We start from the raw sequence: 16,930 nt of genomic DNA, 5'->3' as shown, positions 1-16,930 counted from the left end.
CTGGCAATCCGATTTTCCAGCAGTCTTTTAGCTAGGTTTGAGCAGTTTCTCATCGAAGTAAACATTGGACAGGCCGTGCGTCCAAATTGCCAATCCTCCATCATAATGGACGATCTCCAACTCACTCCCTTCTTCGCCTTGGACGTCAATATAATAAGACGCCCCTGGATCAAAAATGTACCTATCACCAAAGGGCTCAATGATAACATTCAGTGGAACTTTAGATCCATTTTTTACATGAAACGCCGACATTTCGCCAATTCCTCAAAAAATGCCTGCTCGGATATCCCGACCTGGCGGATCAGGTCCGCCATCGCCAGGCCAAGCTCAGCCTGCTTCAACACCGCTACGACCTGCTCGACCGAAAACCGCTTCCGCTTCATCCGAGAACCCTCCTTCAAAAGGAAAATCCGCCGAAAACTAGCATTACAGTTGCATTTTAGATTTAATATGAGCGCGTTGGAGCCCCTCGGTCGCCGCAGCGTCGATCCCGGCCTGTGTGCCGATCAGATGCGTCGACGGGACACAGCCGGAAAGGGCGAGCGCCAGGCAGAGGAAAGTGCGCTTGGGGATCATCGGCATGGTGAGCAGAGTTCCAGCAGTTGTTCTCGATCTTCAACACGAGGCTGCGGCGATCTGTGTCTGCGCCGCGAGACGGAAGGCAGGCTGATGATCGATGCGTTGGAACTCGCCGGCAGTCGCCTTCACAATTCGAATTCCGGATTTCACAATCAAACTTTGTCTATAAAACCCAATCGACTATCGCGAACCGAGTTTCCGTTTCTCGGCGAGCGCTGTAAGATGTTCCAACGTGTCCGTGCCCCTGGCCGGGGTGAAGGCGGTGATCGCCAAGTCGGATCCGAAACCCAGATGAAATGTGATAGGATCGAGTCTTAGGCAGCCATCGGCGTGGCGCAGCTCCTTTGGCCAATCGGGAGGGATCGCGACCTCGTGCAGCGCCCTGGTGGTATGGCTAGGCCAGCTCAGCGGAGCCGCGATCGCGGCGTTGGGGCCAGGCGCAATATCTGGGCGGGACGTTCCTCATGATCGGCCAGGGCGGCGGCAAGGCCGTCGCGCCAGGTGGGCCGAGCCCGGAGGCGTTCCTGGGCCGCGTCGTAAGCCGCCAGGTCCTCGATACGGGTGAACCAGACGAAGACCTTCTCGTGCTGACGGACGGGCAGGCGCGGGAAGCTGTTTTCCGAGTTCTCCGCCACATAGGCGCCGAGCACCGGCAAGCTGGCGGCCTCCAACTCCGGCGCCAGCTTCTTGGCGAAGAGCTCGGTGAATCCCTCCGAAGGATCCTTCCACAGATAGAGGATCGTAGCCACGACAAGTCCCGCCTTTACCGGCAGGGAATTATTCGGCGCGGGCCCCGATCCCGTCGGGAAGGCGAAGGCTGCCGTTGCCGGCTTCAAAAGCAGCACATTGTCGTTGTCGAACAGCAGCGGGTTAGCCTCATCGCAATGGGTGAGCCAGACAGGGCCATAGTAGAAGCTGTTGAGCGCCTTCTCCCGCGCAGACATGTTCGGAAACGTCCGGATCCAGGTGAACCGGTGAGGATCGTCGAGGTCACGGAACTGACCGACAAGGCGCATGCCAGTCGCTTCCTGCCCTTCGATGAAGTAACGCTCGAACAGGTCGATGAGGTCGTCCCGACGCCCGGGCACGATCTTGTATTGGCGAAGCTCCAGCACCGTGTGACGCGCGGTCGCCTCCTGGGCGGCTGTAACGACTGTGGTGATCGTCATGGCGTTCGGGTCCTTGCTCGGTGTGGTGAGGCCGCGGGCGACTGGATAATAAACAGACCGGTTGTCCGGTTTTGTCAACATCGCTATTGAGAGGGCAAGGAGAAGCGCATGGCCGGGCGGCGTAATCGAATTCGAACCAACGATCCCGTCGGGCTGCGGCGGAAGGTGCTGGACGCGGCCGCGCAGTCGTTCCAGGCGGCCGGCTACGGCGCTACCAGCATGCAGGATATCGTCCGCGAGGCCGAAGTGACCGGCGGCGCCTTGCACCACCACTTCCCCAGCAAGAAAGACCTAGGCCTGGCGGTGATCAGCGAGCGGGTATCGGCCGAGCTGGCCGAAACCTGGATCGAGGTGGTCAAGGCCGCGCCCTCGGCCGCCGAGGGGATTGCCGCGATCTTCGAGCGCACCATCGCCCAGCTTGAGGCCAAGGGTTCGGTCCAGGGATGCCCGCTGGGGAACCTGACGATGGAGTTGGCCTTGGCCGACACCGACTTCCGCATCGCCGTGGCCGGTGAATATGCCGCCTGGCGCGGGGCAATCGCCGAACGCCTCAGGCTCGATATCGAGGCCGGTGGCGCGGTCTTCGCGCGGCGCGACCCCGAAGGCTTCGCCAATGTGGTCGTGGCGATGTTCTCGGGCGCGATGTCGATCGCCAAGGCCGAGCAGGCAACCGATGCGCTGGAGGCGTGTCTAGTGCAATTGCGGTCTTTGATGAAGCTTGGTGGTTAGTGGCCGTTGGGTGGCGCGCACGGCCAAAATATGATTTGGCGGGCTGACACTCGGATCCGACATTACTCCCTTCAATACTGCTCAGGCCTACCCATGGATGGGCCCGTTCTCGCGCGACCGGCTAGCCCGCCGTCAGGGCCTTGCAGCGTGCGGCGGTCTCCTCGTCGGCGGGGAACATGCACTCGATCCGCAACTCTTCGAGGGTGATGTCGCGCGAGGCGCCGAAGATGGTCAGAGCCGAGAAGAAGCGCAGCCGCTCGTCGCCCTTGCGGAACACCACGGTCATCAGCGGCATGGGCATGGTCCCCAGTTCACGGGTCTCGAACGTCCGAGGCACGTCTGGATAGGCCAGGATCTCGTCCAGCAGGGCGCGAGAGACCTTGTCCGACCGATTGGCGGCGATCTCGTGGTGCAGGTGGCGGATCACGTCGCCGGCCACCTCGTCCCAATTCTCGATGAAGGGGCGCATGTCGGCCGGGTCGAAGATCTGGCGCAGGATGTTGCCGTGCGGCTTAACCCCGTCGCGCAGCCAGTCGAAGGCGCGCACCAGGCCCGCATTGGCCATCATCACGTCCCAGTGCCGGTTCGCGACGAAGGCAGGATAGGGCTCCTGCTGAGCCAGCATGAACTTGATGGCCCCTCCTCACCAGCGCCATTTGCGGATCGGAGAGGGCCGTCTCGCGATAGCCGGGTGCAAAACCGGCTGCGACCAGCAGGGCGTTGCAGTCGCGCATGGGTATCTCCAGCGCCCCGGCCAGCACAGCCACCAGTTCGCGGCTCGGCCGGGCCTTGCCGGTTTCCACGCAGCTGAGGTGGCGGGTCGAGACGCCTGCCTCCAGGGCTAGGTCCATCTGGCTAAGGCGACGCGACACGCGCCATTGCCGGAGCAGATCACCAAAGGGATTGTCAGGCGAGGGGCGGCCGGGGGCCATGATGTGCATGGCGCGATACTAGCCATGGCTTATCCGGTCGCAATGACCTGACAGGTCATGGAGTCCGTGATCAGCCTTCTTCTATCCCTCCGTCCATCGAGCCGCCGAGGCCCTTCTCGCGAAGCCAAGAGGGAGACGGATCATGCAACGCCCCCAATTCATCACCACCGCCGCCGGCTTTCTGGCTCTGACCACTGGAGCCCCCGCCCTGGCCAAGGTCGCCTTGGGCGCTAGCCGTGGCCTGCCACGTGCCGAGGACGACGCCGGGCCGCCCGCCTTTGGAATTCCAGCCGCCGCTATCTTCCTACCAAATTCGGCGACATCGCCTATGTCGAGCGCGGGCGAGGCGAGGTCGCCTTGTTCCTGCACGGCTTCCTACTCAACGGCTTCCAGTGGCGCGGGGCCTTCGAGCGCCTTTCGTCCTACCGCCGCTGCATTGCCCCCGACTCCATGGGCCTGGGCTTCACCCGCCCGGCTACGGGCTAGGGCGTCGCGCCGTCGGACCAGGCCGACATGCTGGCGGCCTTCCTCGACAAGCTCGGGATCGCCAGCGTTGATCTCGTCGCCAACGACAGCGGCGGTGCCGTGGCCCAGATCTTCGTCACCCGCTATCCCCACCGCGTCCGCACCCTGCTGCTGACCAATTGCGACGTCGAGCCCGACAGCCCGCCCCCGGCCCTGCAGCCGGTCCTGGCTTTGGCCCGCGAGGGGACCTATCCCGACCAGTGGCTGGTCCCGTGGTTTAATGACCACGTCCTGGCGCGCTCGCCCCAGGGCTTTGGCGGCATGTGCTTTTCCGACCCGAACCAGCCGACCGACGCGGCGATCGAGATGTATTTCGGTCCGCTGATCGCCACTCCGGCCCGCAAGGCCCTGACCAACGCCTATACGCTGGGCCTGGACCCCAACCCCTGGCCGGGATCGAGGCGTCCCTGCGCCGGTGCAAGGTCCCTGTCCGCATCGCCTGGGGCATGGCAGACGACATCTTCGCCAAGGACAGCCCCGACTATCTCGACCACATCCTGCCCAACTCCAGGGGCGTGCGCCGTCTGCCCAAGGCCAAGCTCTTCTGGCCCGAGGAATATCCGGAGGTGATCGGCCGAGGAGGCCCGCCGGTTGTGGGGGGATCTAACACGCTGCTTTTTCGATCTGGCGCGGTTATGCCGGTAAAGATTGAAGCTCCCCCAAGGGTACTTCGCTCTCCTGCCGGCGCCTCGTCACGAATGTCGTGTTTTCGGAGCGAGGCGCGAATTGGCTGCCAATCAATTCTCCTGGCGCGTTAGGCGCCCAATCGCCTCAAGGCTGGCTTCGGTGATGAGATCGCAAGTCCGCTTCGTGGATCGTCCCGACGAAAGGGAGCGAAACATCTGCGGCGCGGTTAGGGCGTAGATGAAATCGATGGTTTCCTGTTTACGCTTGGCAGAGGCTTTCGGCGCGATGCGATCAACGGTAGTTAACAGCAGCTGGCGACGACGTTCGTGTCTTTCGGCCAAGCTCTGTTCGATTTCCGGATCAAGAGCTGCTGCGTCATTCAGGCGTTGGACGGCTGGTTCACTCCCCCAGAAGCGACAGAAGATACGGACTATGTCGCGTATCGCGTCGTAGGGATCGTCCTTCGCGATTGCGTGACCGATATCCAGCAATCCGCCACGACGCGCGAGCCTGTCAAATATGCTTTCGATCAGTAGGCGACGGGATCCGAATTGGTGGTAAACGGTAAGACGGGTGACACCAGCAGCCTTCGCGACCGCATCCAAGGTGAAGGAAGCGATCCCGTCGACCTCGCGCAAGAGAAGCGTGGCCGCCTCGAGCACGCGCTCGCGCTTTTCGGCGGCTGCAGCCGCACGCGCCGGACTGACGTAGCGCCGTTTCCTTCGTTCAATCGCGTCAACCAAGCTTATCCCTACTCGAGCGCCTTGAAGGGCCTCTTCGGCCGCTTATCAGGGGACCGCAAAGCCTTCGTTATCTGGTCAGTGAAAACGCATCATCCCTGAGAAACAACCGTCGCAAAGGCTGTGCATGTCCCGAGTAGGAGCAGACCCACTGTCGCACAAGTTCTCCGCGGGCGATCCTAAGCAGCGGCCCGGGCGTCGATCACGCGGGCCAGAACGTCGAGAGGCATGTCTCCGTTAAGCAGGACCGTGTCATGGAAAGTGCGAAGGTCGAAACACGCACCCAGCCTAACCTCGGCGCCAGCTCGTGCCTTGGAGAAGATCCGCCAGCCGAGCATATAGCTCAGCGCCTGACCTGGTTGGACGCAGTAGCGCTCGACCTCACGGATCGCGGACGTTTCAGGCTCCCCGAGTGTTTCGCGCATGTATGCGATGTCCTGTTCGCGGCTCCAGCGCCGGTGATGAAGAGCTGAATCCACGACGAAGCGCGCCGCGCGGAACAAGAAGGAAGCTAAGTAGCCGAGCCGATCCTAATTATCGTAGCGGCGCGTCATGCCTTGTACGCCCTGTATATGGGTCACGCACATAATCTGGTCCGCCAAAGACGCACAATCGCCCCGCCGCGGGCGCGGGCGGCTAAAGGATCAGCCGGACCCTGATGCGGCCGGCTCGCCGACTTCCTCGGCCACCACGGTGCGCAGCCAGGCGTGGGCGGGGTCGCGCTCGAGCCGCCCTGGCCAGATGGCGGAGACCTCGAATGCCGGGCTCTCGAAAGGCAGGGCGTGGCGGCTGAGCCCGAAAGCTCCGGCCAGGCTTTCGGCCGCGCGCCGAGGCACGTTGGCCACGAGGTCGGCGGACTTAAGGAGGTAGGGGAGGGTCGAGAAGCGCTCGGCGACGAGCGCGACCCGCCGCGCACGGCCCAGTTTCGCCAGAGCCTCGTCGGTCAGTCCCGTCGCCATGCCCTCGGCGGAGACGAGGACATGGGCCAGAGTGAGGTAGGTCTCCATCGAGGGCCGCTCGGGTAGGCCAAGCCGCGGCCCGTCGGCCAGCAGCACGAACTCCTCGCGGTAGAGCGCGCGGGCGCGGTGGCGCGCCTGCAGCGCGGGGGGCTTGGCGCACAGCACAAGGTCGGCCTCGCCCCCATCGAGCAGGGAGGGGGCGCGGCGGTAGTCGCCCGTTCGAAGGATGAGCGTGATACCCGGGGCCTCGCGTCGAACCCGCTGGGCGAGGTTCGCCGCGAGGGCCGTCTCGATGTCGTCGGACATGGCGATGCGAACTGTGCGCTCGGCGCTTGAAGGGTCGAAGCTGCCAACCTCGCCGAGCGCGGCGCTGATCCCGCCAAGCGCCGGCGCGATCAACTCGAACAGGCGCTCGGCGAAGGGCGTCGGCTCCAGGCCTGCCTTGCCGCGCACGAACAGCTCTTCACCCAAGTGGAGGCGCAGGCGCGAGAGCGCCATGCTCACGCCGGAGGGGCCCAGGAACAGCCGTTCGGCCGCGGCCCGCACGCTGCCCGTCCGCATGACGGCGCTGAACGCGAGGAGCAGATTGAGGTCAAGCTTGCGCAGGTCCGCCTCGCTGAACTCCGCGCCGCCAAGATATTCAATATTACTGATCTTCATGCTCATCGGGATCAATTTGCCTGATCTGATAGGCCCAGGCCAGATTGCCGCTTCTTTTTCCTGGAGGCAGGCATGAAGATCTGCATCGTCGGTACGGGCAACATGGGTCGGACCTTGGGCGTGAAGTTTGCCTTGGCCGGGTATGAAGTGTTCTTCGGGGCGCGCGATATCGCCCAGGCCGAAGGGGCGGTCGCCCTGTGCGGCGGGGCCGCCCGCAGCGGTGGCAATGACGAGGCGGTCGCATTCGGGGATATCGTCGTCTGGGGCGTTCGCGCCATGCCAGGTGAGGTCCTGCGCGACCCCAGCCTCCTCGACGGCAAGGTGGTCGTCGACATGAACAACGGGCCCGTGCCTGCGGATTTTCACTATCCGCCCATCCTTGAGGCCTTCGCCGAGCGCCTGGCCAAGGCCGCCCCGGGCGCCAGGGTGGTCAAGGCGTTCAACACCATGGCCCAGGAGATCTTCGAGCACGATCCTGTCATCCTCCGCAGCCACGGCGTTTCGGTGTTCCTGGCTGGGGACGACGAGGAGGCCAAGGCGGCCGTGGGGGCTTTGGCCGAGGAGCTTGGTTTCAACGCCATTGACGCCGGCGCCCTCGAGCGCGCCGCTATGCTCGAGACCCAGGCCGACTTCATCCGATTCATGATCGGGGGGATGGGACGCGGTGTCTTCGCGACCCTCAACCTCACTCAACTCCCGGCGGTCGCGACCCAGCGGCTGGGCGGTCGGCAGCCGACCAAGCTCACCTGACCCGGTGATACTGGGCGATGGCGGGGGGATCGCGGCCGCGGCTGTGCGGCCATGTCGCAACCCGGCTTAACGCTTTGCCGATTGCCGCCGTGCCAATCTGCGCTTTCGGGAGCGGGTGATTATCTTCGGCGCCGGGAAACGACTGCAGGCTCTGCGTAGCCTAGACCTCCTCGACACCGCGCCCAGCCAAGCGTTCGACTGTCTGGCGGAGCATGCGTGGGACCTGTTCAATGCGTCCATTGCCATGGTCCGGCTCGTCGACGAGGCGCGGCTTTGGTTCAAGTCGAGCTGCGGCCTGGCCGCCAGGAAGCCGGCGCGCGACCGGTCGTTCGGCGACTACGCTATCAAGGACGACGAGCCTGTGATGGTGGCGGAGGACGCCGCCACAGCTTTCCTTTCGCGATGGAGCGCGACGAAAGCGGCCACCTTAACCTCATCGCGCTGTCCGGTCCAAGACGAAGTTTGCTGGCTAGAGCATAAACAAGCTGTATAACGAAATCGCGCAACCAAGGCCGATCGTCAAGCCAACTAGGATCGCTGTGGATGTCCGCAACATGCCATTAACCTCACTGGAGGGTCACCAAAATCACGAGGTATGGCCAATCTCGCCGGTTGGCGCCGCCGCCGGAGTGCTGGATTTGCGCAGACAGACTGTAAACCCATTCACAAGTGTCGGCGCCCAGGACCGGACCTTCGAAGGCCTTCCTTTATGATGTTTGCTGCGCTCCTTGCCCAGGCGACGGCCACGTCGGCCCTCGCTCCCGCCGCCGCCGAGGGCGTCACGCGATACGGGCCCGGGTTTTTCGCTGTCTTCCAGCCGAGCACCGCCAAGGACCTGGTCGCGCACCTCCCCGGCTTCACCCTCGACATGGGGGATGCGGTCCGCGGGTTCGAGGGGGCAGCGGGCAACGTGTTGATCGATGGCGCACGGCCGGCCGCCAAGAGCGACGGCCTCGATGCCATTCTCAGTCGCATACCCGCTGGCCAGGTCGACTATGTCGAGGTGATCCGGGGCGGCGTGCCGGGCGTTGACATGCAAGGCAAGACCATCCTGGCCAATGTCGTGCGCAAGAAGGCCGGCGCAGCCGCCGGTCTTGTCCAACTGTCCGGACGCTATGTTGGCGATTATGGACGGACCATGCCGGGCTTCCGCCTCGAGGGCACGGGCGCTGCGGCGGGCGGGCGGTGGGAGCTTGGCTTGCGTAGCGAGGGCGCGCCCGACAGTTCGGTGGGGCCCGCTGTCTATGAACAAACCGACCCGCTCGGCAGGCTGCTCGCCCGGTCGGACATCAAGTCTCACGCCGACTACCGCATGAACACTGCAACCGGCGCTTTCGAGCATGGCCTTTTCGGCGGGACGCTGAAAATAAACGGCCGGCTCTACCGCGAGGACTATCGCTTCAACGAGACCAGCCGCTTCATCTCGCCAGGTCCGCGCGACCTTGCCAGCGAAGACCGGCGGGCGCGCGACAAGTCCGAGCTTGGCCTGCGTTTCGACCGCGCCATCAGCGCGCGTACGAGCGTGGAGGTCGTCGGCCTGCACCAGACGGAGGACCGCAATTTGCGCTCGGCGGCTACCATGCCACCCGGTGACTTCGACTACCGCCAGGCCGTGTCGACAACCGAGACCATCGGGCGGGTCGTTGGCCGGTTCCGGGTGAGCCTGGCCCTGTCGCTGGAGGCGGGCGGCGAGGTGGCGAGGAACAGGCTCGACAGCGACACCAGCTTGGCGCTCAAGGGCTCGCCACAGTTCTTGCCGGCGCCGCAGGTCCGCGTCGAGGAGGCGCGGTCGGAGGCCTTCGCCAAGGCGGTCTGGCGCCCAAAGCCCGCCTGGACGCTCGAAGCGGGACTGCGCCAGGAAGGGTCCAAGATCATGGGACGCTCCCGCGACCGCTTGGTCAATGTCGAGCGGAGCCTGCGCTATCCAAAGCCTCGCCTCCTGGTCGTCTGGCAGGCCCGCAGCGACCTGCAACTGCGCGCCCGCGGCGAGCGGGCCGTGGGACAACTCAACTTCGACGATTTCGTCTCCAGCGCCGCCCTCAATGACGGCGTCCTGCGGGCCGGAAACATCAATCTCGTGCCCGAACAGGCCTGGGTCGCCGAACTCCAGGTCGAGCAGCGCTTTTGGGGTAGCGGAGCGGCGGTGCTGACCGCCCGCCATTCCGCCCTCAGCGACACGATCGACCGCGCGCCCATCTACGATCCGACCGGTGTCTTCGACGCGCCCGCCAACATCGGCAAGGGCTCCAAGGACGAGGTCGAACTGAGCCTTAGCATTCCGCTCAGCCGGCTGGGGCTTTCCAACGCCGAATATCGGGGGCTGCTCAAGGTCCGCCGCAGCGAGGTCACCGATCCGACGACCCACGCCAAACGGCCGATCTCGGGCTTGCGGCCTTTGGAATGGGAAAGCCATTTCAGCAAGCAGGTCCCAGCCTGGAACCTCGAGCTGGGAGCCGACCTGTTCGGCGGTTGGCGCCGGACGTCCTACCGCTTCGACGAGGTCTCGACGAGCAAGCTCGGGACCTATGTCATCACCTACGGCCAATGGAAGCCGCAGGCGGACCTCGTGCTCCGGCTGGAGGTCGAAAACGTCACGTCCCGCGGCTTCCGGGCGACGCGGCGGATCTATGGCGGACCTCGAGACGTGGCGGATCTGTCGCTCGTCCAGGACCGGGCGGCCCAGGTCAAGCCAATCGTCAACCTGATCGTCCGGAAGAGCTTTGGGGGCTGAGAGGCCTTGGCCAGGGCTTGCGGAACGGTCCCCGAATTTACGGCAGAAGCGGCAGCGGACGCGGGAAGAGCTTGGACTTCACCACGGCCGTGTTGGTCTCGGAATCGTCGGAAAGCCTTTCGGTCAGCCGATCGAGGTCGGACACCGCCCAAACGAAGGTGCGGGCGACGTAGCAATCGTCGCTGGTGCTCTTGTCGCATTCGGTGATTCTGGGGTTTCTGCGATCAGCCATTCAACGGCCTGGCGGCGGCCCGGGAGCGGCCGGGTGCGTACGATCGCCTCGATGGCGTAGCCCGCCGCCACTGGGTAGAGGTCGATCATGTAGGCGCGGGGCGATCGCCGAACGCCTGAGGCTCGATGTCGAGGCCGGCGGCGCGGTCTTCGCGCGGCGTGACCCCGAAGGCTTCGCCAACATGGTCGTGGCGATGTTCTCGGGCGCGATGTCGATCGCCAAGGCCGAGCAGGCGACGGAGGTCCTGCAGGCGTGCCTGGCGCAATTGCGGTCGATAATGGACCTCCGCGGCTAAGTCGTTATCAGTGTCCACCGGAAGCTTCGCTGAGCGATCTGTGTTTCAGTTCGGCCATCATCCGAGATCGCAAGGACATGGACCAGATATTGTAGAGCCCGTTATTCCAGGGCGCATCCGGATGGTGGGCCGTCTTTCGCTCACTGCTGAAGAAGAGCGTGCGATGATCTGGCGAGAGTCGCGCCTCGGCGTCGGAGCCCGGTGCGTTGACGCGCTCGCCCAGATGCACCGGTCGTCCCCAGCCTCCATCCGCTCGCCGGAATACAATGAAGAGGTCCATTCCGCGAGCGACTGCTGCTCGGGCCGGACCCGATCCGAACACGAGGAAGGACTGGTCGGGCGCTACAGCCGGATCGACGTCGGTGCTGGCTCCGGTGCTGAAGCTCAGCGGCTCGGGCGCGCCGTAACCGCTGGCCGACCAGGATGATCGATAGAGACGGAATCGGCCGCTTTGTGGATCCGAGCGCATGAAATAGAGGCTGCCATCTGCCGCGATCGCCGGTGCGAAGCTGGCGCCCTGGGGCGTGTTGATGCTGTCGGGCAAGCGCTGCGGCTCCGACCAGCCGCCGATGGTTCGATCGACCCGCCAGAGCGCGCCGCCCTGCGCCGGAAAATCGCGATTGTTGAAGTGGCCGTCCAACAGCGCGCCACCCTTTACGATCGGTCGGTTGGATACGAAGATGAGATGCGAGCCGTCCGGCGCCATGGCCGGCTCCATATCGCTGAAGCGACCCGAAAAGCTCGCAATCTCAGGCGGCGACCATATAGCGGCGCGCTCGGAGACGTAGAGGGTCGGACGCGCAGTATCGGCGCCGCCGCTTCGTCCGAAGTACACGTGCCGACCGTCCGGCGTGAATGCCGGCGCAGAATCGTGGAGAGGTCCCGAAACAATGCCAGGCTGCCATATCCGGGGCGCAGGCGGGCTGGGCCCGACATCGGCGGCGTGAGCAAGGCCCATCGACAGGGCTGAGGCGGCCGCAAGGGCGTAGGGAATGGCAGAACGCATGAGACCCCTTCGAAACCCTTTCCGCTTCATTCAACGAGACATGGCTCCGCGCCCGACTGACATAAGATCGCTCGGACATTGTCACCTTTCATATTACATTATACATGCCGTATAGCGAACCTCAATTCGAGGCAGGAGCAATCCCAGATGCAGCAGATGTTGATGATCATCCTGTCGCTTCATGTCCTCGCCGCCATGTTCTGGGCCGGCTCGACGTTCGCGCTGGCGCGAGCAGGAAGCGCTAATTGCGAAGGGCTTTTTCGACCGCAGCTCGGCGCAGCGGCCGTGACAGCTGCCACGGGTGTCTATCTGTGGCTAACGCTGCACGAAGAATCGTTCGGCATGATGGAGACGCTGCTGGCGCTCGGCGCTTTCTTCGCCATCCTTGCGGTCGCGGTTCAGATTATCGTCGTCGGCGGCGGCCTGCATATGTCACGAGACGATGAGACCGGCGCATGGTCGCGCATGCGCGTCAGCCACCGCGTTGCGGCAGTCCTGCTCGTCGTGGCGACCGTCTCGATGACGGCGGCGCGCTATGCCTGATGCGGCGCTCATGATTATTGCTACGTCGCTGATGGCACTGCTGATCATCAGCCAGGCCCTGCTTCGCGGCTGGCGTGGGTGGCTGGATCTGCGCCGGCTCGAGATCGGTGCGCTGCGCGCGCCACGAGCGGCGCGCGCGGGATCCGGGACGGCGTCGCTCATCGAACTGGCCGATCTGCAGGAGCGGGTGTGCAAGCTCGAAGGCATCGCCGCCAGCATCGATTTTTGAATTCGGCTCCGGTCAGCCGGAAGAATCGAAACAGCAAGAGGAGCGGGAACGTGCAGCATTTCCAAAGGCCCGAATGGGTCGACGAGGCCGAATATCCCTTTCGATCGCGGCTGTTCGCGGCACCGCAAGGCAATATTCACTATGTCGACGAGGGCGAAGGCGAGGTGCTGCTGTTCGTCCACGGCAATCCGACTTGGTCGTTCATGTACCGGCACCTCATCCGTGGCCTGAGCGACCGGTACCGCTGTATCGCGCCCGATCATCTGGGCTTCGGACTGTCCGACAAGCCTGAAGGCCTCTCCTATTTGCCGCAACTCCATGCCGACAATCTCGCCCGCTTTATCGAAGCGCTCGGGCTCAAGGAGATCACTCTGGTGATCCACGACTGGGGCGGGCCCATCGGCTTCTCCTATGCGCTGGCGCATCCGGAGAATGTGAAGCGGCTGATCATCTTCAACACTAGCTGCTGGTCGCTCAAGGGCGTCGCTGGCGCCGAGCGGTTCAGTCGGGTGGTCGGCAGCCCTCTGGGCCATTTTGTCTGTCGCACCTTCAACGCCTTCCCGCGCTTCGTCATTCCCCGCGTCATGGGCGACAGATCAAGGCTGACGCCGGAAATCCACCAGCATTATATCCGGCCCTTTCCGACGCCCGCCTCCCGCCAGGCGACATGGATGCTGGCCAAGGCGCTGATCGGCGAGAGCGACTGGCTTGCCTCGCTCTGGGACCGTCGTGCGCGCCTCGGCGGAATTCCGGTGCAGATTCTATGCGGGCAGAAGGATCCCACGTTCGGGCCCGACAAGCTCGCCCGATGGGAGGAGGCCTTTCCTGCGCATAATACGCTAGCCTTCCCCGAAATCGGTCATTTTGTGGCGGAAGAGCTGGGTCGGGACGCTGTCGCACCGATCCAGACCTTTCTGACCACGCATCAGAGACATCCTGGCCCGGCATAGAGCCGGAATGCATGTGCCGGGGCAATCGCGACCGCGACACGAAGGGTAACGGGTCTACCCATATGGGTGCTGACTATCGCGCAAGGGAGAGACCTTTATGCCATCGCGAACGGGAAGGCCGTCCCTTCCATCCGTAGCTGCGGCCGCTGTCTTCGTGATCCTGGCCATGTGGTTCGGCTACCGCAACATCGGCCTGCCCCCGGTGGTGATTGTCGGTGGCTCCGGCGTGGCGGGCCTCCTCTTCTGGATCAGGACGTATCGGTGTGGACCGATCGAACCGGCTGTGATTCTTCCGCCCTTTCTTCTGACGGTCGCGTGCCTGGAGGCGCACATGATCGAGGAGTATTTCGCCGGTTTCGGACCTGCCATGAGCCGGCTGTTCGACATCAGCTGGAGTGAGCAGAGCTTCCTGCTGATCTTCACTTTCATCGGGCCAATCCTATACACGCTGACCGCCTTGGGCTTGTTCTGGCGGGTCCCGTTCGCCGGCTTTCTCGCCTGGTTCATCTTCATCGGGCCGGGCCTTGCGGAGTTCACGCATTTTATCTTCCCGCTCCTCCCACCGGCTGTGGATCCGCATAATCTCGCGCCCATCACGGCGGTCGTCGGAGGTGGCAGGATCATCGCTAACATGCCTAACTATTATGTGAGCGTGACAGGACGTTACTATTTCCCGGGGCTCTACACCGCCATTCTGCCCATGATTCCAGGTATCTACGGCATCGTGAAGATCTTAAGGGCGCCCTCCCACCGTCCTGGAAGAGAGCCGAGTCAGCAGTAAAAGGTCTAGTAACTTGTGTATTGGGGCGTCAGTCGAGCAATACTCCTGGTTCCACACCAAGCGGCTTTGCCAGCTCCTCAACAACAACGGTGATGGTCGGATTGCGCGCCCCGCGCTCGATATCGCTGACATGGGCGCTGGGCGAACAACCGGGTGGAGAACGGCCATCTGCCCTTCAGACGACGCGAGCGGGCGATGTCACGGTTCAGGCGAATGAAGACGCTCCAGAAGTTCGCCTCCGTCCATGCCAATCTGCACAACCACTTTGCCCTCGAACGCCACCTCGTTAATCGACAGACCTACCGCGAACGCCGCTCGGCTGCTCTGGCCGAATGGCAGACCCTCATGGCCTAAAGCTCGCCGCTTTCAGCCGCAGCTGCGTCCAAAAGAGACAAGTTGCGATTAGATTGACAGCACTCACGGAAGACTTATCGCACGCGCAATCAGGCGGAGGTGGACGTGTTCGATTATATCGAGCGCTTCTATAATCCGACGCGCAGATACTCGACCTTGGGATGTCTCAGTCCCATGGACTTCGAGAAGCAGACACTAGGTAGCCTAACTCGGTGTCCACGGAACCGGCAGCAGCTCACCACGAGTTCGCCTCGCGAACCACAATATGCCACGCTTCCTTAACGGAAGATGTCGTTCAATCCATTTTGGATGCGATCTGGCAGCTTGGTTATGGTGGTGTGAATTCAGCTCTTGACCAGGGAGCGCTCGGTGGTCGATGTGAACCGCCCCGGCATTGCCGGAGACCATTTGGTTTGAGTTATGCTGCCATGGGCGTGTCGTCCAGCATGGCGTAGTATTGCGCTTCGGCTTCGGCCGGCGGGATGTTGCCGATTGGCTCCAGCAGTCGCCTTTGGTTGAACCAGTCCACCCACTCAAGCGTGGCGTATTCCACGGCCTCGAAGGAGCACCACGGCCCCCGGCGATGGATCACCTTGGCCTTGTAGAGTCCGTTGATCGTCTCGGCCAAAGCGTTGTCGTAACTGTCGCCCACGCTGCCCACGGAAGGCTCGATGCCAGCTTCGGCCAGGCGCTCGGTGTACCGAATGGACACGTATTGCGATCCGCGGTCCGAATGATGAATGAGACCGCCCCGATAAGTCGGTCGCCGCTCGTGAATGGCCTGCTCCAGCGCATCGAGAACGAAGCTGGCGTGGGCAGTCCGGCTCACCCGCCAACCCACGATGTAGCGGGCGTAGACGTCGATCACAAAAGCCACGTAGACGAAGCCCGCCCAGGTCGCGACATAGGTAAAGTCCGACACCCACAGCATGTTTGGCGCCGCGGCGTGGAACTGCCGGTTGACCTGATCGAGGGGACAAGGCGCGGCCTTATCGCTTAGCGTGGTCCTCACCGGCTTACCCCGGATCACACCCTGAAGGCCCAGATCGCGCATCAGCCGTTCGACAGTGCATCGGGCGATGTCGAAGCCTTCGCGCTTCATCTGCCGCCAAACCTTGCGGACGCCATAGACGCCGAAGTTCTCCGAAAACACGCGTAGAACCTCGGGCTTAAGCGCCTGATCGCGCTGGGCACGAGGCGACAAGCGCGAGGGATCACGCCGCTGGGCAACTCGAGCATGATAAGTGGAAGGGGCGATCGGCAGAACCCGACAGATCGGCTCGACCCCATACTCCTCGCGATGGTCGTCAATGAAGGCAGTCATCGCTTGAATGGGCGGTCGAGCTCCGCCTGGGCAAAATAAGCCGACGCCTTGCGCAGGATCTCGTTGGCCTGGCGTAGCTCGCGGTTCTCGCGCTCCAAAGCCTTCAGCTTGTCGGACAGTTCGGCCGGAACGCCGGCGCGCATGCCGCTGTCCACCTCAGACTTCTTCACTCACTCAAGCAACGTGTAGGCCGAACAGCTAACCTTCCCGGCAATCGACGTGACCGCTCCCCAGCGCGACGGATGATCCTTCTCGTGGTCGAGCACCATCCGAATTGCCCGCTCGCGAACCTCAGGTGAAAACTTGTTCGTCGTCCTGCTCATCGACCCTTCCTCTCAGGAGTTCGGGTCTCCGGCAATGCCGGGGCGGTTCAGGTTGCCATCGGCGCCGGACTAAACGGGGGTATCCAAGCATATACCGAATACCGAGCCGGGACGTTAAATAGCTGGGGTGGTGTGGGGCGTGTTGCGACGGCGACGGCTGCTGGAGCTTTGGGAGGAGGCGCAGCTGGTGTGATTGGGCGCACGATAGTGAGAGAAGGTGTCGCCTTTATAGAAGCTCGCGCCGGAGCAAATGCAGTGGCAGGCGCAGCCGTCGGCGCTGGTCAGGCAGAGGCTAATGCTCGTATCGCTTCGGGCGGGAAAACTGGAGCGAGTAGCGCTGAACTTGTGTCCTCTGCCCAGCAGGGAGCAGTCTTTTCTGCTGCTGGTTCCGCAGTTGGCGATGTGGCGACGTCGGGAGCATTCCGTGCAGCAGGTGGCTCAGCTCGTGAATCTGCGATTAGTGCCGCCGAGGCAGAGCGGATGGTGCAAGGC

16 protein-coding genes, 5 pseudogenes and 1 other annotated feature are annotated in these 16,930 nt (G+C 63.4%); of the genes and pseudogenes, 11 read left to right on the top strand and 10 right to left on the bottom strand.

The window, feature by feature from the left end:
• Positions 1 to 266: 266 nt before the first annotated feature.
• Together CLG96_RS04260 and CLG96_RS04255 are read right to left on the bottom strand one after the other, a co-directional pair.
• Positions 267 to 383: pseudogene (locus tag CLG96_RS04260) on the bottom strand (transposase); the annotation flags it as partial.
• Between the two features lie 600 nt (positions 384 to 983).
• Positions 984 to 1,829, bottom strand: a complete 846-nt coding sequence (locus tag CLG96_RS04255; RefSeq protein ID WP_107966552.1) for an NIPSNAP family protein — start codon at positions 1,827 to 1,829, stop codon at positions 984 to 986.
• 27 nt (positions 1,830 to 1,856) lie between these two features.
• Between CLG96_RS04255 and CLG96_RS04250 the strand changes: the two genes are divergently transcribed.
• On the top strand, positions 1,857 to 2,477 hold the full coding sequence (locus CLG96_RS04250; protein WP_107966551.1) for a TetR/AcrR family transcriptional regulator: 621 nt from the start codon (positions 1,857 to 1,859) through the stop codon (positions 2,475 to 2,477).
• A gap of 121 nt (positions 2,478 to 2,598) precedes the next feature.
• Here the strand turns inward: CLG96_RS04250 and CLG96_RS18945 are convergent, their stop codons facing one another.
• Both CLG96_RS18945 and CLG96_RS19430 read right to left on the bottom strand, forming a co-directional pair.
• Positions 2,599 to 3,102: an MmyB family transcriptional regulator gene (locus CLG96_RS18945; protein WP_207796555.1), complete on the bottom strand. Its 504-nt coding sequence runs from the start codon at positions 3,100 to 3,102 to the stop codon at positions 2,599 to 2,601.
• Positions 2,990 to 3,409 carry a helix-turn-helix domain-containing protein gene (locus CLG96_RS19430; RefSeq protein ID WP_423828187.1) on the bottom strand — a complete coding sequence of 140 codons (420 nt, stop codon included), beginning with the start codon at positions 3,407 to 3,409 and terminating at the stop codon, positions 2,990 to 2,992. The genes CLG96_RS18945 and CLG96_RS19430 overlap by 113 nt, the downstream gene beginning before the upstream one ends.
• 513 nt (positions 3,410 to 3,922) lie before the next feature.
• On the opposite strand from CLG96_RS19430, the gene CLG96_RS18445 reads away from it, so the two are divergent.
• On the top strand, positions 3,923 to 4,504 hold the full coding sequence (locus tag CLG96_RS18445) for an alpha/beta fold hydrolase (RefSeq protein WP_133175336.1): 582 nt from the start codon (positions 3,923 to 3,925) through the stop codon (positions 4,502 to 4,504).
• Positions 4,505 to 4,671: 167 nt separating this feature from the next.
• Here the strand turns inward: CLG96_RS18445 and CLG96_RS04240 are convergent, their stop codons facing one another.
• The 3 genes and pseudogenes from CLG96_RS04240 to CLG96_RS04230 all read right to left on the bottom strand — a co-directional run bounded on the left by CLG96_RS04240 (position 4,672) and on the right by CLG96_RS04230 (position 6,926).
• Positions 4,672 to 5,304, bottom strand: a complete 633-nt coding sequence (locus tag CLG96_RS04240; protein WP_207796553.1) for a TetR/AcrR family transcriptional regulator — start codon at positions 5,302 to 5,304, stop codon at positions 4,672 to 4,674.
• Between the two features lie 176 nt (positions 5,305 to 5,480).
• Positions 5,481 to 5,819, bottom strand: a pseudogene (locus CLG96_RS04235) (DUF885 family protein); the annotation flags it as partial.
• A gap of 126 nt (positions 5,820 to 5,945) precedes the next feature.
• Entirely contained in the window at positions 5,946 to 6,926 is a 981-nt protein-coding gene (locus tag CLG96_RS04230) for a LysR family transcriptional regulator (RefSeq protein WP_107966549.1), read from the bottom strand.
• Positions 6,927 to 6,992: 66 nt separating this feature from the next.
• Here CLG96_RS04230 and CLG96_RS04225 point away from each other — a divergent pair, with 66 nt between their 5' ends.
• From CLG96_RS04225 to CLG96_RS18625, 3 genes are all read left to right on the top strand, one after another.
• Positions 6,993 to 7,670: an NADPH-dependent F420 reductase gene (locus tag CLG96_RS04225; RefSeq protein ID WP_107966548.1), complete on the top strand. Its 678-nt coding sequence runs from the start codon at positions 6,993 to 6,995 to the stop codon at positions 7,668 to 7,670.
• 115 nt (positions 7,671 to 7,785) lie between these two features.
• Positions 7,786 to 8,163: a hypothetical protein gene (locus CLG96_RS04220; RefSeq protein ID WP_107966547.1), complete on the top strand. Its 378-nt coding sequence runs from the start codon at positions 7,786 to 7,788 to the stop codon at positions 8,161 to 8,163.
• Positions 8,164 to 8,379: 216 nt separating this feature from the next.
• Positions 8,380 to 10,401 carry a TonB-dependent receptor plug domain-containing protein gene (locus CLG96_RS18625; protein WP_165799530.1) on the top strand — a complete coding sequence of 674 codons (2,022 nt, stop codon included), beginning with the start codon at positions 8,380 to 8,382 and terminating at the stop codon, positions 10,399 to 10,401.
• Between the two features lie 37 nt (positions 10,402 to 10,438).
• Here the strand turns inward: CLG96_RS18625 and CLG96_RS04200 are convergent, their stop codons facing one another.
• Entirely contained in the window at positions 10,439 to 10,633 is a 195-nt protein-coding gene (locus CLG96_RS04200) for a hypothetical protein (protein WP_107966544.1), read from the bottom strand.
• 302 nt (positions 10,634 to 10,935) lie between these two features.
• Positions 10,936 to 11,634: a TolB family protein gene (locus CLG96_RS04195; protein ID WP_243395603.1), complete on the bottom strand. Its 699-nt coding sequence runs from the start codon at positions 11,632 to 11,634 to the stop codon at positions 10,936 to 10,938.
• Between the two features lie 447 nt (positions 11,635 to 12,081).
• Here CLG96_RS04195 and CLG96_RS04190 point away from each other — a divergent pair, with 447 nt between their 5' ends.
• The 6 genes and pseudogenes from CLG96_RS04190 to CLG96_RS04160 all read left to right on the top strand — a co-directional run.
• Complete coding sequence (locus CLG96_RS04190) at positions 12,082 to 12,477, top strand: hypothetical protein (RefSeq protein ID WP_107966542.1); 396 nt, start codon at positions 12,082 to 12,084, stop codon at positions 12,475 to 12,477.
• The gene (locus CLG96_RS04185) at positions 12,470 to 12,706 is read left to right on the top strand and encodes a hypothetical protein (protein WP_107966541.1); all 237 of its coding nucleotides are present in this window, start codon (positions 12,470 to 12,472) and stop codon (positions 12,704 to 12,706) included. Before CLG96_RS04190 ends, CLG96_RS04185 begins: the two co-directional genes overlap by 8 nt.
• Positions 12,707 to 12,756: 50 nt before the next feature.
• Complete coding sequence (locus CLG96_RS04180) at positions 12,757 to 13,656, top strand: alpha/beta fold hydrolase (protein ID WP_133175335.1); 900 nt, start codon at positions 12,757 to 12,759, stop codon at positions 13,654 to 13,656.
• Between the two features lie 154 nt (positions 13,657 to 13,810).
• The gene (locus tag CLG96_RS04175) at positions 13,811 to 14,437 is read left to right on the top strand and encodes a hypothetical protein (protein ID WP_207796552.1); all 627 of its coding nucleotides are present in this window, start codon (positions 13,811 to 13,813) and stop codon (positions 14,435 to 14,437) included.
• 132 nt (positions 14,438 to 14,569) lie between these two features.
• Positions 14,570 to 14,791, top strand: a pseudogene (locus tag CLG96_RS19425) (DDE-type integrase/transposase/recombinase); the annotation flags it as partial.
• Positions 14,792 to 14,854: 63 nt separating this feature from the next.
• Positions 14,855 to 14,983 (top strand): annotated as a pseudogene (locus CLG96_RS04160) (IS3 family transposase); the annotation flags it as partial.
• Positions 14,984 to 15,209: 226 nt separating this feature from the next.
• Here CLG96_RS04160 and CLG96_RS04155 read toward each other — a convergent pair.
• Positions 15,210 to 16,438 (bottom strand): annotated as a pseudogene (locus CLG96_RS04155) (IS3 family transposase).
• Positions 16,041 to 16,157 (bottom strand) — a sequence feature (AL1L pseudoknot). Its footprint overlaps the pseudogene before it by 117 nt.
• Positions 16,439 to 16,930 lie beyond the last annotated feature (492 nt).

Origin of the sequence: Sphingomonas oleivorans, assembly GCF_003050615.1 — a bacterium.
In the GTDB taxonomy this organism is placed as follows: domain Bacteria; phylum Pseudomonadota; class Alphaproteobacteria; order Sphingomonadales; family Sphingomonadaceae; genus Sphingomonas_H; species Sphingomonas_H oleivorans.
Note: the sequence above shows the minus strand (reverse complement) of the source record. Positions and strands in the feature narration are given on the sequence as shown.